The 14,187-nt window shown below is 75.0% G+C and carries 14 protein-coding genes; 11 read left to right on the top strand and 3 right to left on the bottom strand.

Features of this window, described 5'->3' with window-relative positions:
- Positions 1–49 precede the first annotated feature (49 nt).
- On the top strand, positions 50–1,072 hold the full coding sequence (locus FE634_RS18115) for a Gfo/Idh/MocA family oxidoreductase (RefSeq protein WP_148240843.1): 1,023 nt from the start codon (positions 50–52) through the stop codon (positions 1,070–1,072).
- Between the two features lies 1 nt (position 1,073).
- A complete protein-coding gene (locus FE634_RS18110; protein ID WP_138876687.1) occupies positions 1,074–1,862 on the top strand; it encodes a TIM barrel protein in 789 nt (262 codons plus the stop codon).
- Between the two features lie 92 nt (positions 1,863–1,954).
- Here the strand turns inward: FE634_RS18110 and FE634_RS21725 are convergent, their stop codons facing one another.
- Positions 1,955–3,184, bottom strand: a complete 1,230-nt coding sequence (locus FE634_RS21725; RefSeq protein WP_138876686.1) for an HNH endonuclease signature motif containing protein — start codon at positions 3,182–3,184, stop codon at positions 1,955–1,957.
- A 174-nt stretch (positions 3,185–3,358) separates the two neighbouring features.
- Between FE634_RS21725 and FE634_RS18100 the strand changes: the two genes are divergently transcribed.
- Both FE634_RS18100 and FE634_RS18095 read left to right on the top strand, forming a co-directional pair.
- A complete protein-coding gene (locus FE634_RS18100; protein WP_262347481.1) occupies positions 3,359–4,090 on the top strand; it encodes a GTP pyrophosphokinase in 732 nt (243 codons plus the stop codon).
- Between the two features lie 38 nt (positions 4,091–4,128).
- Positions 4,129–4,539, top strand: coding sequence for a hypothetical protein (locus tag FE634_RS18095; RefSeq protein WP_138876685.1), 411 nt, complete (start codon positions 4,129–4,131; stop codon positions 4,537–4,539).
- A 1-nt stretch (position 4,540) separates the two neighbouring features.
- Here FE634_RS18095 and idi read toward each other — a convergent pair whose 3' ends face one another.
- Positions 4,541–5,086 carry an isopentenyl-diphosphate Delta-isomerase gene (idi, locus tag FE634_RS18090; RefSeq protein WP_222847759.1) on the bottom strand — a complete coding sequence of 182 codons (546 nt, stop codon included), beginning with the start codon at positions 5,084–5,086 and terminating at the stop codon, positions 4,541–4,543.
- A gap of 107 nt (positions 5,087–5,193) precedes the next feature.
- On the opposite strand from idi, the gene FE634_RS18085 reads away from it, so the two are divergent.
- Genes FE634_RS18085 through FE634_RS18065 form a run of 5 tightly spaced genes read left to right on the top strand, consistent with a single transcriptional unit; the run spans position 5,194 to position 9,806 of the window.
- Positions 5,194–5,997, top strand: a complete 804-nt coding sequence (locus tag FE634_RS18085; RefSeq protein WP_138876683.1) for a UbiA family prenyltransferase — start codon at positions 5,194–5,196, stop codon at positions 5,995–5,997.
- Complete coding sequence (locus FE634_RS18080) at positions 5,994–7,127, top strand: NAD(P)/FAD-dependent oxidoreductase (protein WP_138876682.1); 1,134 nt, start codon at positions 5,994–5,996, stop codon at positions 7,125–7,127. Before FE634_RS18085 ends, FE634_RS18080 begins: the two co-directional genes overlap by 4 nt.
- Before the next feature lie 11 nt (positions 7,128–7,138).
- Positions 7,139–8,230, top strand: coding sequence for a type III polyketide synthase (locus tag FE634_RS18075; protein WP_137295275.1), 1,092 nt, complete (start codon positions 7,139–7,141; stop codon positions 8,228–8,230).
- A complete protein-coding gene (locus tag FE634_RS18070; protein WP_148240842.1) occupies positions 8,227–8,748 on the top strand; it encodes an isoprenylcysteine carboxyl methyltransferase family protein in 522 nt (173 codons plus the stop codon). The genes FE634_RS18075 and FE634_RS18070 overlap by 4 nt, the downstream gene beginning before the upstream one ends.
- A complete protein-coding gene (locus FE634_RS18065; protein ID WP_148240841.1) occupies positions 8,745–9,806 on the top strand; it encodes an NAD(P)/FAD-dependent oxidoreductase in 1,062 nt (353 codons plus the stop codon). Before FE634_RS18070 ends, FE634_RS18065 begins: the two co-directional genes overlap by 4 nt.
- An 836-nt stretch (positions 9,807–10,642) precedes the next feature.
- Here the strand turns inward: FE634_RS18065 and FE634_RS18060 are convergent.
- Positions 10,643–10,969: an antibiotic biosynthesis monooxygenase family protein gene (locus FE634_RS18060; protein WP_138876681.1), complete on the bottom strand. Its 327-nt coding sequence runs from the start codon at positions 10,967–10,969 to the stop codon at positions 10,643–10,645.
- A 131-nt stretch (positions 10,970–11,100) separates the two neighbouring features.
- Between FE634_RS18060 and FE634_RS18055 the strand changes: the two genes are divergently transcribed.
- Both FE634_RS18055 and FE634_RS18050 read left to right on the top strand, forming a co-directional pair.
- Positions 11,101–12,489, top strand: coding sequence for a serine hydrolase domain-containing protein (locus tag FE634_RS18055; RefSeq protein ID WP_148240840.1), 1,389 nt, complete (start codon positions 11,101–11,103; stop codon positions 12,487–12,489).
- Positions 12,490–12,585: 96 nt separating this feature from the next.
- Positions 12,586–14,181, top strand: a complete 1,596-nt coding sequence (locus FE634_RS18050; protein WP_138876680.1) for an ABC transporter substrate-binding protein — start codon at positions 12,586–12,588, stop codon at positions 14,179–14,181.
- Positions 14,182–14,187 lie beyond the last annotated feature (6 nt).

Genomic DNA, 14,187 nt, shown 5'->3' with positions numbered 1-14,187 from the left:
GCTCGTCCCACCTGCCCCTGCCCCGCCTCGTCCTGGGAAGGACCCCGTCATGCCCTCCTCCGCCCTCCGCATCGCCCTCGTCGGCGCCGGCCGGATCGGTGCCGCGCACGCCGAGACCATCGCCCGGCGGGTGCCCGAGGCCGATCTCGTCGCCGTCGTCGACCCCCGGCCGGGCGCCGCCGACGCGGTGGCCGCACCGCTCGGAGCGCGCGGCGAGACCTCCGTCGAGGCCGTCCTCGCGGCCCCCGACGTCGACGCCGTCGTCGTGGCGGCGTCCTCCTCGGCGCACGCTGAGCTGATCGGCGTCGCGGCCGCCGCCGGCAAGCACGTGTTCAGCGAGAAGCCCGCCGGCATGACCCTCGCCGAGATCGACGGGGCCCGCCGGGCCACCGCGGCGGCCGGCGTGGCGTTCCAGGTCGGTTTCAACCGCCGCTTCGCCCGCGAGTTCGTCGAGGCCCGGACGCTCATCGCCGACGGCCGCCTCGGGGAGGTGCGGCAGCTGCGCTCCCTGACCCGCGACCCCGGGCGCGGGCCGGCCGACCCGGACGCCGTCCCGGAGTGGACGATCTTCACCCAGACCCTGATCCACGACTTCGACACGCTGAACTGGCTCAACCCGGGAGCCCGCGCCGTCGACGTCGTGGCCACCGCGGGCTCGCTGACGGCGCCGGGCCACCCGACGCTGCTCGACCACGCGACGGTCGTCGTCCGCTACGACAACGGCGCGATCGGCACGGCCGAGGCGAGCTTCGCGGCCGTCCACGGCTACGACGTCCGCGGCGAGGTGCTCGGGTCGGAGGGCATGGTGACGATGGGCGACGGCGCCCGCTCGTCGCTGCGGGTGCACGACGGCGCCGGCCGGCGGGCCGCCACGTCGCACAGCGACACCGACCTGCTGGCCGACGCCTACGCGGCGGAGTTCGCCGAGCTGGCGCACGCCGTCGCGGAGGGGCGGGCGCCGTCGGTCGGCGGCGACGACGCCTGGGCGGCGTTCGCGATCGCCCAGGCGTGCATCGACTCGATGACCTCCGGTGGCCGGGTCGCCGTCTCCCAGCCCGGGTCGGGAGCCTGAGATGACCTTCACCCTCGCCGTCTGCTCCGAGATGGTCTTCACCGACCTGCCCGTCGCCGAGCGGGTCCGGCGCATCCACGACCAGGGCTTCGCCGTCGAGATCTGGGACTGGAGCGTCCACGACGCGGACGCGCTCGCCGCCAGCGGCGCCCGGTTCACCTCGATGACCGGCTACCTCCGCGGCGACCTCACCACCGCCGACGGCGCCGACGAGCTGCTCCGCACCGCGGAGGCGTCGCTGCCCTTCGCCCGGGCGATCGCCTGCCCGTCGCTCAACCTGCACGGCACCGGTCTCGGCCCCGGTGGGCTGCCGGTCCGCCCGGTCGAGCTGGTGACCGGCGAGATGTGGCTGGCCGCCGTCCGCACCCTCGAGCGGGTCGCCGCCCTCGGCGAGGAGCACGGCGTCACCTTCGTGCTCGAGAACCTCAACACCGAGGTCGACCACCCCGGGACGCCGTTCGCGCGAGCCGCCGACACCCTCGCCCTCGTGCGCGCCGTCGGCAGCGACCACCTCCGGATGAACCTGGACCTCTACCACGCCCAGATCGGCGAGGGGAACCTCGTCGAGCTGGTGCGCCGGGCCGCGCCGTACCTCGGCGAGGTGCAGGTGGCCGACGTCCCCGGCCGCTGCGAGCCGGGCACCGGCGAGGTCCGGTGGCCCGTCGTCGCCCGCGCCCTCGCCGAGGCCGGCTACGACGGCGTCGTCGCGATGGAGGCCTTTGCCTCGACCGAGGGCACCGCCGGCAGCGACCTCGCCCTCGAGAGGTTCCGCGAAGCGTTCACGCTGTGACCCTGGCACTGATCGCCGTCACGGCCTGAGCCTCCCGGACCTGTCCGGGCGCGCCGGTGGCCCCGCCGTGGGCGGGGTGCGGGGCGGGGTGGTCAGGGTTCGGCCGGCTCGGCTGGTGGTGGGTCGAGTGGGGTGGTGCCGTGGTGGTCGCGTCGGTAGGCGAGGCCCGACGGCGCGGTCCAGCGGTAGGTGCCCGGTGTGGTCATCGTGTACGTCCACGGGCTGTGGGTCTTGGCGCGGTGGTGTCGTCGGCACAGGGGGGCGAGGTTGTCGCTGCTGGTGGTGCCGCCGGTTGAGTACGGGGTGATGTGGTCGAGGTCGCAGCGGCTGGCGGGTCGGCGGCAGTGTGGAAAGACGCAGGTGAGGTCGCGCAGCTCGACCTGTTCGCGGAGCCGGTCGGGTGCTTCGTAGGCCTCGACGTGGACGTGCTGCTCGAGGTCGATGACGGGCTTGATGGTGACCTTCGCGGCGGCACCGCACCAGGTGCGGATGGTCTCCACGGTGACCGGACTCCGGGTGGTCGCGCAGCGCCCAAGGTCCGGACTGTCGTGGTGGACGTGCACGACGAGGTCACGGGTGGGTCGCGTGACGAGGTCGAGGGGCTGCTCGCCGCGGGCGAGGTCGCCGAGGGCGATCGAGCGGCGGACGTCGAGGGGCTCCTCGCACCCGGCGTCGGTGAGCCTCGAAGTTCCCGTCTGGAGGGCGTCCTCAAGATTCATCGCGTCGGGAACCGACAGGAGGGCGTCGAGACGGACGTGACCCTGGAGGGTGGCGTGGGTGAGGTCGAGCCAGGCGTGCCGTTCGTCGGCGGGCGGAGCGACGTCCTGGGGTGCGTGGCGGGCGAGGGCCTCGGTGACGAGGCGGTCGAGCTGGGTGAAGGTGATCGAGGAGACGGCCTGGGCGAGTCGGGCGTCGACGTACGCCGCGCCGTCGACGGGCAGGCGCATCGTCGACTCGACGATCCGACCGGCCTTCCAGACGGGGAGCCGGCCGTCGAGGACCGCTGCCCAGAGCCGGGGAAGCCGGTAGCGGAGTTCGAGGGCCCGGCCGAGGTAGCCCAGCCCGGCGTCGGTGCTCATGCCCATCGCGGCGGCGAGGTCGTAGGCGGCGAACTCCTCGATGACCGGGCAGCCGACGCCACCCAGCGGGAGCGGGCGTTCGCCGAAGGTGACGGTGTGGGGGTCGTCGTCGGTGGTGTGCTCGAGGGCCCAGTCGAGGACCGCGACCAGGGTCGCGACCTCGGCCCGGCGGGTCGCGGCCTGGTGGGTGCGCACCGCCGCCAGCGCCGGGTCGGCGGTCCGGGTGGCGGTGGCTGAGGGCATGGCTCCATTCTAGTCTGATCGGCAGACATTCGCCAGTGTGTTCGATTCAGTTGTGGACGGCCTCCTCGACTCCGCGTAGCTGGCTCAACCCCCACGTGGCCGAGGGCGACGAGCTCCGCGTCGTCGCGGTCGGCTCTCATCCCGGCCTCAGCGCGGGCACCTAGGGTGGGGGCCGTGACAGCCGAACCAGCGCCGGACTTCGCCTTCGTGCCGGACCTGCGCCGCTTCCTGCTCGAGCACAAGTTCGGGATGGACGAGGTGGTCACCAAGCTCTCGATCCTGCGCGACGAGTTCGCGCACCTGCACGACGAGAACCCCATCGAGCACGTCCGGTCGCGGCTCAAGAGCCCGGAGAGCCTGCGCGAGAAGATGGTGCGCAAGGGCATCGCCGTCGACGGGTCGGCCTCGTGGGAGGAGATCCGGGCGACGGTGTGCGACGTCGCCGGTGTGAGGGTGGTCTGCTCGTTCGTCTCGGACGTCGTGCGCGTCTTCGAGCTCCTCGCCCGGCAGGTCGACATCGAGGTGGTCGAGGTCCGCGACTACATCTCGCGGCCCAAGGCCAACGGCTACCGCAGCCTGCACGCGATCGTGCGGGTGCCGGTCTTCCTGTCCGAGGGCCCGGTGCCGGTGCCGGTGGAGGTGCAGTTCCGCACCATCGCGATGGACTTCTGGGCCAGCCTGGAGCACAAGATCTACTACAAGTACGACAGCGAGGTGCCCGCCGACCTGCTCGCCGGGCTGCGCGAGGCGGCCGACAACGCCGCCGGGCTCGACACCACCATGGAGCGGCTGCGCCAGGAGATCCGCGGCCTCGAGGACCTGCCGACCGACGTCGTCGCTGGCCTGCGCCGGGGCTCGGGACCGGACGCGTCGTTCGTGGAGTCGCTGCGCCGCCTCGACGGCTGACCCGGAGGGGTGGGGGCCGAGCCCCTACGGTCGTCGTCGTGGACACCCCGGCCGCCGCGTTCGCCCTCGCCTCGGTGCTGCACGCCGGTTTCCAGGTCACTGTGACCACGCTGGTCTACCCGGCGCTGGCGTCGCGAGGTGCCGAGGACTGGCAGGTGGCGCACGACCGGCACAGCCGGGCGATCGTGCCCCTCGTGGCCGTCGTGTACGTCGCGCTGCTGGCCACCGGTGCGTTCCTGCTGGCGTCCGGGCCGGACGCCGTCGCCTGGCTCGGGCTGGGCGGCGCCGCCTCCGCCCTCGCCGTCACCGCGACGCTCGCGGCGCCGACCCACGGCCGGCTGACGGACCGCGACGAGGCACTGGTGGCCCGGCTGCTCGTCGTCGATCGCTGGCGCTGTGCGGCTGCCGTGCTCGGTGCGGTGGCCTCCGTGGCGGCCCTGGCCGGCTGAGTCAGCCCAGCAGCCGCAGCGCCGGCTCCTGCTCGACCAGCCACGGGCTGAGCGCCCACGGCGCCCGCTCGACGACGGAGAGCACGTCGGCGACGTCGACCCAGCGGTGCTCCATCACCTCGTCGGGGTTCGAGACCGGTGCGGGGGAGGCGGTGCGGGCGCTGAAGACCGGGCAGATCTCGTTCTCGACGACGCCGGCGGCGTCGATCGCGTGGTAGCGGAAGTCGGGCAGCAGCGGCTCGATGTCGCTCACCTCGATGCCGAGCTCGTGCTGCGCGTGGCGGCGCACGGCGTCCTCGAAGGACTCGCCGGGTCGCGGGTGCCCGCAGAACGAGTTCGTCCAGACCCCGGGCCAGGTGCGCTTGCCCAGCGCCCGGCGGGTGACGAGCACCCGGCCGGCGTCGTCGCGGAGGTGGCAGGAGAACGCGAGGTGGAGCGGGGTGCTCGTGGTGTGCACGGTGGCCCGCGGCGCGGTTCCGATCGCCTTCCCGGACTCGTCGAGGAGCACGACGAGGTCGTCGGTGGTGGTGGGGGAGGTGGTCACCAGACCAGCCTCGCACCCTCACGTACGGGTGTGCCCCGCCGGAGGGGTGAGACGGTAGGAAGTGGCCTGGGAGGTCACACGTGGCGAGCACCGGATCGGCTGGAGGCACGATGACGCGCGCGCCCGTGCTGCCGAGCCTCGCCGCCGCCGCCCACGGCGGCCCCGCGCTGGCGGTGACGGTCGTGGCCGCGCTGCTCGGCGTCGCCGCCGACCTCCCCGCCTCCTCGGTCGCGCTCGTGACCGCGGCCGTGCTCGCGGGCCAGCTCACCATCGGCTGGGGCAACGACCTCGTCGACACCCGCCGCGACCAGGACGTCGGACGCAGCGACAAGCCGCTCGCGACCGGCGCGCTGTCGCCACGCCTCGTCCTGGGCTGCCTGGCCGGCGCCGCGGTGGCCTGCGTCGGGCTGTCGGTCGCCGTGGGCGGGCGCAGCGCGCTGGTGCACCTCGGTCTCGTGGTCGCCATGGGCCACGCCTACAACCTCGGGCTCAAGGCGACCGCCTGGTCGTGGCTGCCGTACGCCCTCGCCTTCGGCAGCCTGCCCGCCGTCGTCTCGCTCGCGGAGGGTCGCTGGCCCGACTGGTGGCTGCTGGCCACCGGCGCGCTGCTCGGGGTCGGCGCGCACCTGCTCAACGCCCTCCCGGACCTCGCCGACGACGTCCGCACCGGCGTCCGGGGGCTGCCGCACCGGCTCGGGGCCACCGGGTCGCGGGTGCTCGCCGCTGGCCTGCTCACCCTGGGGTCCGTGCTCGCCGTCGTCGGCCCGGGCGGGGAGCCGCCGCTCTGGGCCTGGCTGGTGCTGGTGCTGGTCGGCGGGCTGGCGGTCGCCTCGGTCCTCGGCCGCGGCCGGCTGCCGTTCCAGGCGGCGATGGCGATCGCGCTCGTCGACGTCGTCCTGCTGGTGGCCCGATGAGCGACCTGACGATCGTCGGGGCCGGACCCGCCGGCGCCGCGACCGCCCTCGGCGCGCTCAGCGTCGAGCCGCGGCTGCGGGTGACGCTCCTGGACCGCGCCGACTTCCCGCGCGACAAGGCGTGCGGCGACGGGATCGCCCCGCACGTGCTCGACCTGCTCGCCGAGGTCGGCGTCACCGGCCTGCTCGACGACCGGACGCCGGTCGACCGGCTGCGGCTGTCCAGCCGCGGGCAGCTCGTCGAGCGCACCATGGCCCGGCCGGCCTGGGTCGTCCCGCGCGCGGTCCTCGACGCCCGGCTGGTCGCGGCGGCCCAGTCCGCCGGCGCCCGGCTCGTGCGGCAGCGGGTGCGCTCGCTCGAGGACGTCGGGCACGCCGCCGTGGTGGTCGGCGCCGACGGCGCCCGCTCCGTGCTGCGTCGCGCCCTCGGGCGGCCGGAGGGCCCGACCGCGCTCGCGCTGCGCGGCTACGCCCCGACGCCGCCGGGACGACGGGGCGCCCAGGTGATCGTGTTCGGGACCGAGCGGCAGCCGGCCTACGCCTGGTCCTTCGACCGCGGCGACGGCCTGGCCAACGTCGGGTACGGCGAGCTGCTCACCGACCGCCCGCCGCCGACGCGCCACCTCCTGCTCGAGCAGCTCGAGGCCCTGCTGCCCGGCAGCACCGCGGGCGGCACCGGCTGGACCGGCCACCACCTGCCGCTGTCGACCGCGCGCTGGCAGGTGCCCGACGGGCGGGTGCTGCTCGTCGGCGATGCCGCGGGGCTGGTGAACCCGCTCAGCGGCGAGGGCATCTACTACGCCGTCGCCACCGGGCTGGCCGCCGGGCGGGCCGCCGCCGAGGCGATCGCGCTCGGCCGTCCCACCACCGCCGGGCGCCGCTACCGCAGCGCCACCCGCCCGCTGCTGTCGCGGCACCTGCGCCACACCGCGCTCGCCTCGCGGCTCACCCGCGGCGGGCCGGTGCTCGAGGCCGGGCTCCGCGCCGCCGGCCGCGACCAGCGGGTCTTCGACGACCTCGTCGAGCTCGCCCTCGCGAGCGGACGACTCACCCCCGCCCTCCTGCGCGGCCTGGCCCACGGCCTGGCCCGCGGCGTCCTGCCCGCCCCCCGACCCGTCCCCGTCCCCTGAGGAGAACCGACATGCGCGTGCTGAGCGTCCGTGGTGTCCTGCCCGACCACCGCTACCGCCAAGAGGAGATCACCGACTCCTTCGTGGATCGGATGACGACCGGGAAGGTCGACCGCAAGGTGGTCGAGCGGTTCCACCGCAACGCCTGCGTCGAGACCCGCCACACCGCGCTGCCGCTCGAGGCCTACGCCGGTCTCGACGACTTCGGCGCCTCCAACGACGCCTTCATCGAGGCCGCCGTGGCGCTCGGGTCACGCGCCGTCGTCGACGCGCTCAAGGCGGTCGGCCTCACGCCCCAGGACGTCGACTACATCGTCTCGGCCACCGTCACCGGCCTGGCCGTCCCGTCGCTCGAGGCCCGGGTCGCCGCCGAGATCGGGCTGCGGCCCGACGTGGTGCGGGTGCCGCTGGTCGGGCTCGGCTGCGTCGCCGGGGCGGCGGGCGTGGCCCGGCTGCACGACTACCTCCTGGGGCACCCGGACGCCGTCGCGGTGCTGATGTCGGTCGAGCTCTGCTCGCTGACCCTGCAGCGCGACGACCTGTCGGTGCCCAACCTGGTCGCCAGCGGCCTCTTCGGCGACGGCGCCGCCGCCGTCGTCGCGGCCGGCTCGCGCCGGGCGCGCGACCTCGTCGACGCCGCGGCCGGCGTCCAGCCCGAGGTGCTCGACAGCCGCAGCCGGCTCTACCCCGACTCGGAGCGCACGATGGGCTGGGACGTCGGCGCCGGCGGCCTCAAGATCGTCCTCGACAGCTCCGTGCCCGACCTCGTGCGCCAGTACGTCGGCGAGGACGTCGAGGCGTTCCTCGCCGACCACGGGCTGACCCGCGCCGACGTCGGCTGGTACGTCGCGCACCCCGGCGGCCCGAAGGTGCTCGAGGCGATGCAGGAGGCCCTCGGCGTCGAGCGGCACGCCCTCGGCGTCACCTGGGACTCGCTGGCCCGGATCGGGAACCTCTCCTCGGCGTCGGTGCTGCACGTGCTGGCCGACACCCTCAGCGACCGCCCGCCGGCCCCCGGGTCGTACGGGCTGATGCTCGCCATGGGGCCGGGGTTCTGCTCCGAGCTGGTGCTGCTGCGCGCCCCCGGGGAGACGGAGCGTTGAGCAGCGAGGTCTGGTTCACCGTCCTGGTGCTCCTGGTCGGGGTGGAGCGGCTCGCCGAGCTCGTCGTCTCGAAGCGGAACGCCGCGTGGTCCTTCGAGCGCGGCGGCGTCGAGACGGGGCTGGGTCACTTCCCGGCGATGGTCGTGCTGCACACCGGCCTGCTGGTCGGCGCCCTCGCCGAGGTGTGGCTGCTGCGGCCCGAGCCGCCGTCGGTGCTGGCGTGGTCGATGCTCGCCCTCGTGGTCGCGAGCCAGGCGCTGCGCTGGTGGTGCATCGCGACGCTCGGCCCGCGCTGGAACACCCGCGTCATCGTCGTCCCCGGCCTGGCCCCGGTCGCGGCCGGGCCGTACCGCTGGCTCTCGCACCCCAACTACGTCGCCGTCGTCGTCGAGGGCGTCGCGCTGCCGCTGGTCGGGGGCGCGTGGTTCACCGCGATCGTCTTCACGCTGCTGAACGCGGCCCTGCTCCGGGTGCGGATCCGCGTCGAGAACCAGGCCCTCGCCGGGCTCGCGGCATGACCGGCGCCCCGGACGTCGATCTGGTCGTGGCCGGCGGCGGGCCGGCCGGGCTCGCGACCGCGCTGCACGCCGTCCGGGCCGGGCTGTCGGTGCGGGTCGTCGAGCCGCGCCCGGCCGTGATCGACAAGGCGTGCGGGGAGGGCCTGATGCCCGGTGCCCTCGCGGCGCTGGCCGGGCTCGGGGTCGACCCGTCCGGGCACCCGCTGCACGGCATCGCCTACCGCGCCGGCGGCCGGTGGGCGGCCGCGGACTTCGCGGCCGGGCCGGGGCGGGGCGTGCGGCGCACCGTCCTGCACGCCGGCCTGCGCGACGCCGTCGACCGGGCCGGGGTGGAGGTCGTCGCCGACCGGGTGCGCTCGGTCGCGCAGGACGCCGACGGCGTCCGGGTCCGGCTCGCCGGCGGCGAGGCGCTGCGGGCGCGCTACCTCGTGGCGGCCGACGGGCTGCACTCCCCGCTGCGCCGCTCGCTCGGGCTCGACGTCACCGCCCGCCGCCGGGCCCGCTACGGCCTGCGCCAGCACCACGCCCTGGCCCCCTGGACCTCGCACGTCGAGGTGCACTGGGCCGCGGACGCCGAGGTCTACGTGACGCCGGTGGCCGGCGACCTCGTCGGCGTCGCCGTGCTGTCGTCGTCGCGCCGCACCTACGACGAGCACCTCGCCGCCTTCCCGGCGCTGCGCGAGCGGCTGGCCGCCACGACGCCCGCGAACGACGTCCGCGGGGCCGGGCCGCTACGCCAGGAGGCGCGTCGCCGGGTCGCCGGCCGGGTGCTGCTCGTCGGGGACGCCGCGGGCTACGTCGACGCGCTCACCGGCGAGGGGGTCTCGCTCGCCCTCGGCCAGGCCGCCGCGGTGGTCACCGCGATCGGGGCCGACGACCCGCAGTCCTACGAGCAGGCCTGGACGTCGCTGACCCGGCGCTACCGCTGGCTGACCGGCGGGCTGGTCGCCGCGACCGCGCTGCGCCCGGTGCGGCGCGCGGTCGTGCCGGCGGCGTCGGCGCTGCCCTCGGTGTTCTCGCTCGCCGTGAACGCGCTCGCGCGCCCGGTCGGCGGCTGACTCCTTCCGGCCCCGGTGGCGCGGGTGGTCTCCGGTGGTCGAGCCGAGTCGAGACCTGGCGCGGGTGGTCTCGACTCGCGGTGACTTCGTCCCCGCGGCTCGACCAGCGGTGGGCCCCGGCGGGCCCCGGTGGGTCCGGTGGGTCCCGGTGGGTCCCGGTGGGTCCCGATGGTCGAGCCGGTGAGCGTCAGCGAGCCGAGTCGAGACCTGGCGCGGGTGGTCTCGACTCGCGGTGACTTCGTCCCCGCGGCTCGACCAGCGGTGGGCGCGGGCGGGTCCCGGTGGGTCCCGGTGGGTCCCGGTGGGTCCCGGTGGGTCCCGGTGGTCGAGCCGGTGAGCGTCAGCGAGCCGAGTCGAGACCTGGCGCGGGTGGTCTCGACTCGCGGTGACTTCGTCCCCGCGGCTCGACCAGCGGTGGGCCCCGGCGGGTCCCGGTGGGTCCCGGTGGGTCCCGGTGGGTCCCGGTGGGTCCCGGTGGGTCCCGGTGGTCGAGCCGGTGAGCGTCAGCGAGCCGAGTCGAGACCTGGCGCGGGTGGTCTCGACTCGCGGTGACTTCGTCCCCGCGGCTCGACCAGCGGGGTGGGTCCCGGTGCGTCCCGGTGGGCCCCCAGTGGGTCCCGGTGGTCGAGCCGGTGAGCGTCAGCGAGCCGAGTCGAGACCTGACGGCGGGTGGTCTCGACTCGCGGTGACTTCGTCCCCGCGGCTCGACCAGCGGTGGGTCCCGGTGGGTCCCGGTGGTCGAGCCGGTGAGCGTCAGCGAGCCGAGTCGAGACCTGGCGCGGGTGGTCTCGACTCGCGGTGACGTCGTCCCCGCGGCTCGACCAGCGGGGTGGGCGTCAGCCGTCGGAGCCGCCGGCGACCTCGTAGCCCCACACCTCGCTGTGGGTGGAGACTGGGCGCGGGGCGTCACCGCCGGCCCGCTCGGTGGCCGAGCGGTGCCCCTCGGTGAAGCCCGGGGAGCTTACCCAGGCCTGGAACGACTCCTCGCCGCGCCAGCGGGTGATCACCAGCCACTGCTCGCGCCCGTCGGTGGGCCGGAGCAGCTCGAAGCCCTCGAAGCCGTCGGCCCCGTCGACGGCGCCGGCGCGGGCGGCGAAGCGGTGGGCGAGCTCGTCGCCGGAGCCGGCGGGGACGGTGATGGCGTTGATCTTGATCGTGGTCACCGCCCCAGCCTGCCAAAGGCCTGCGCACGCGGTTTCGTGAGCGTCGTTTCGTGCCCGGCGACCGACGGGCGCCGCCGTCCTTGTGCTGCTCGACGAACACGCCGGGGGTGCTGCCTCCCTAGCGTGACGGCATGAGCGCACTCGTGGACGTGGAGACCTGGATCGCCGAGCAGCTGCCGCTGCTGATCGAGAAGTACGACGTGCCCGGTGCCGCCGTCGCGGTGCTGGCCGAGGGTCGGGTCGCCGAGCACGCCGCCGGCGTCCTGAGCCGGGCGACCGGCGTCGAGACGACCGTCGACTCGGTCTTCCAGATCGGCTCCGTCACCAAGGTGTGGACGGCCTCGCTCGTCCTCCAGCTGGTCGACGAGGGGCTGCTCGACCTCGAGGTGCCGATCCGCACCTACCTGCCGGAGTTCCGGATCGCCGACGAGGCGGCCGCGGAGAAGATCACCACCCGCCAGCTGCTCAAGCACACCGCGGGTTTCGAGGGCGACATCTTCGTCGACACCGGCGTCGGCGACGACTGCGTGGAGAAGTACCTCGCGGTGCTGCACGAGGTGCCCCAGCTGTTCCGGCCCGACGAGCTGTTCTCCTACAACAACGCGGGGTACTGCGTGCTCGGCCGCCTGGTGGAGGTGCTGCGCGGCAAGTCCTACGACCAGTGCCTGCGCGACCACCTCATCACCCCGCTGGGCCTGACCCACGCCGCGACCGACGCCTACCAGGCGATCCTGCACCGGGCGGCCGTCGGCCACCTCCAGCCCGAGCCCGGCGTCCCGTGCGAGCCGGCCCCGGTCTGGGCGCTGACCCGGTCGAACATCCCCGCCGGCTCGATGCTCGCGATGACGCCGCGCGACCTGCTCGGCTTCGCCCGCCTGCACCTCGACGGCGGCGTGGCCCCCGACGGCACCCGGCTCCTGGAGGCCGCGACGGTCACCGCGATGCAGCAGCCGCAGGTCGCGCTGCCGCACCTCGGGCTGATGGGCACCCACTGGGGCCTCGGCTGGGAGCTCTTCGCGACACCCGACGCGATGCTCGTCGGCCACGACGGCAACACCATCGGCCAGGCCGCCTTCCTGCGCATGGTCCCCGAGCGCGGGGTCGCGATCGCGCTGCTCACCAACGGCGGCGACGCCTTCTCGCTCTACCGCGACCTCTACTGCCACCTGCTGGCCGAGCTCGCCGACGTGCGGCTGCCGGAGATGCCGGCGCCCCCGACCGCACCCGAGCCGATCGACGCCGCCCGGTACGTCGGCCGCTACTCCGCGGAGGTCTTCGACATCGACATCACCCAGGACGCCGACCGCCGGATCTGGATGGACCTCGTGCCGAGCGGGGTGGCCGAGGAGCTCGGCGAGAAGCCCGAGCGCAAGGAGCTCGTCGCCTTCGGCGACGACAGCCTGATCCCGGTCGAGGCCGACCGCGGCATGTTCATGCCGCACGTGTTCGTCGGCGACGACGGCGACGGCCGCGCCCTGTACCTCCACGTCGGCCGGGCCGTCCGCCGCGCCGGCGCCTGAGCCCCGGCACCTCCCGCCCGCACCATCCAGCCCCGCCCCCCCGCCAGCCCCGCACCCCCGCCAGCTCCGCACCCGCCCGCGACCAGAGGACCGTCCATGAAGCTGACCACCGCCGCCCTCGGCCTGTGTGTCACGTCCGCCCTCCTCGCCGGCTGCGGCGGTGGGAGCAGCTCGGGCCCGTCGTCGGGCGGCGGCGAGGTCGTCGACGGTGGCACCTTCACGATGTCCACCTCGGCCGACCCCGGCAACCTCGACCCGCAGATGGGGGCCGGCAGCGCGCTGTTCGCGGTCACCCAGCTCGCCTACGACCCGCTCCTCAGCGTCGACGAGGAGTCGGGCGAGATCCGGTCGGGCCTGGCGACCGAGTGGTCGGCCGAGGGGACGGCGGTCGAGCTCACCCTGGCCGAGGGCATCACCTGCGCCGACGGCACGGAGCTGACGCCGAGCGTCGTCGCCGACAACGTCAACTACGTGGCCGACCCGGCCAACCAGAGCCCGCTGCTCGGCACCTTCCTGCCGGTCGGGACCGAGGCCACCGGCGACGACGCCGCCGGCACCGTGAGCCTGACGCTCGCCGCGCCGGCGCCGTTCGTGCTCAACGGCCTCGCCAGCCTGCCGATGGTCTGCCCGGACGGGCTGGAGGACCGGGCGTCGCTCGCGCAGGCCACCAGCGGCACCGGTCCCTACGAGCTGACCGAGGCCGCGCCCGGCGACAGCTACACCTACCAGATCCGCGAGGGCTACACGTGGGGCCCGGACGGCGCCGCGACCGACGTCGAGGGCATGCCCGACACGATCGTCGTCAAGGTCGTCGAGAACGAGACGACGGCGGCCAACCTGCTGCTCTCGGGCGAGATCAACGCGGCCCAGGTCGCGGGTCCGGACGCCCAGCGCCTCCAGGGCGCGGGTCTGTTCGTCGCCGAGACGCCCGCCCTCACCGGGGAGCAGTGGTACAACCAGGCCGAGGGCCGCCCGACCGACGACCCGCGGGTCCGGATGGCGCTGACCCAGGCCCTCGACCTCCCCGAGCTGCAGAAGGTGCTGACCTCCGGCACCGGCGCCCCGCCCACCACCCTGGCCGCGGTCGCCCCCACCACGTGTCCCGGCGACTCGGCCACCGACTCGCTCCCGGCGCACGACCCGGACGCCGCCGCAGCCCTGCTCGACGAGGCCGGCTGGACGCTCGGCGACGACGGCACCCGCAGCAAGGACGGCACCCCGCTCGACCTGGTCCTCATCTACCAGGGCAACTCCGGCACCGGGGGCGCGGCGGCCGCCGAGCTCGCCGTGCAGCGGTGGGACGAGGTCGGCGTCCAGGCCACGGCCACCAGCCAGAACGAGACCACCCTGACCGACACCATCTTCTCCGGCGGTGACTGGGACGTCGCCTGGGTGGCGCTCAACGTCAACGCGCCGGACCAGCTCGTGCCGTTCCTCTCCGGTGCCGCGGCCCCCGACGGCACCAACTTCGCCGGGATCGACAACGCCGACTACGAGGCGGCGGTCCAGGAGGCCTCGGCCGTGCAGGGCACCGAGGGGTGCGCCACCTGGCTCGAGGCGGAGTCGCAGCTGATCGCGAACGCCGACATCGTGCCGTTCGCCAACAACGTCGTCCGGACCTACGGCAACGGCGCGGAGTTCGAGACGCCGGGCAACCTGGTGCCCACCAGCATCCGGATGACGGCGAAGTAGCCGCGA

It is taken from the genome of Nocardioides sp. S-1144 (assembly GCF_005954645.2).
GTDB lineage: Bacteria > Actinomycetota > Actinomycetes > Propionibacteriales > Nocardioidaceae > Nocardioides > Nocardioides dongxiaopingii.
Note: the sequence above shows the minus strand (reverse complement) of the source record. Positions and strands in the feature narration are given on the sequence as shown.